Consider the following 903-nt stretch of genomic DNA (forward strand, 5'->3'; position numbering starts at 1 on the left):
TGGGTCTGGATCAGGCGGCGGTAGCTGACCGGGCCGATGCCGTCCGTCCGCGCCACGCGCAGGCAGGCAGAAGCGTCTCGGCATCGGGGGCGATCATGCGTTCTTACGGCCGATCCGGGGTTCCGTGCCCTTGAGCAGGCGGCTGATATTGGCATGATGGCGCAGCAGGATCACCCCGGCGATCAGCGCGCCCGCCAGATAGGCGGGCGATGAGAACGGGATGCCGCCGGGCCGAATCATGAGCAGCGGCAGCGCCGCGAAAGCCAGGATCGCGCCAGCGGAGGAAATGCGCGTGACCTTGGCGAAGATCAGCCACACCGCGCAACAGCACAGCCCGACAACGGGCATGAGCGCCAGCAGGCTGCCCAGCCCCGTGGCGACTCCCTTGCCGCCCCGGAACTTTAGCCACACGGGAAAACAGTGCCCCAGCACGACACAGAAGGCGGCGACGGATTCGGCGGCCAGCGTATGGAACGGGCACAGCACGAAAGCGCAGAAAACGGCGAACGCGCCCTTGGTGCCATCCAGCGCCAGCGTGCCCGCCGCCAGCCCCTTGCGCCCCGTGCGCAGCACGTTGGTCGCGCCGATATTGCCTGACCCGATCTTGCGGATGTCCCCATTGCCGGACAGCGCGGTCAGCACCAGCCCGAAGGGCACGCTGCCAATCAGGTAGGCCAGGAACGCGACCCCACCCATAAGCGGCAGGTCGTAGGTGGGGATGCCATAGATCATGCGGCCCGCGCCCCATGCACGCGGCGGCCATTCTTCCATGTGCCGATCACGCGGCCTTCCAGCGCGCGTCCGTCAAACGGGGTGTTCTGGGCCTTGCCGGGCAGTTCGCCCGCGCGCACGATCCAGCCGGTATCGGGGTGGAACAGGCACAGATCGGCGGGGCGGCCCGCC

The 903-nt window shown here is 68.4% G+C and carries 2 protein-coding genes and 1 pseudogene; all 3 read right to left on the reverse strand.

The features are described 5' to 3' along the window. A partial coding sequence (locus JCM25156_RS32770; protein ID WP_407637143.1) for a hypothetical protein occupies window positions 1–155 on the reverse strand: 155 nt, incomplete at its 3' end. Next, window positions 94–732 (reverse strand): glycerol-3-phosphate 1-O-acyltransferase PlsY, encoded by a 639-nt coding sequence (plsY, locus tag JCM25156_RS18415; RefSeq protein ID WP_025814293.1) that lies wholly within the window; start codon window positions 730–732, stop codon window positions 94–96. The genes plsY and JCM25156_RS32770, both read right to left, overlap by 62 nt. Continuing rightward, window positions 729–903: pseudogene (locus JCM25156_RS31750) on the reverse strand (dihydroorotase); the annotation flags it as partial. The pseudogene JCM25156_RS31750 and the gene plsY, both read right to left, overlap by 4 nt.

The sequence above is a fragment of the Komagataeibacter kakiaceti JCM 25156 genome (assembly GCF_000613305.1).

What these genes read in the sequence shown, in the direction of transcription:
- plsY (WP_025814293.1), bottom strand. Translation starts at nt 732, where the DNA reads ATGATCTATGGCATCCCCACCTACGACCTGCCGCTTATGGGTGGGGTC.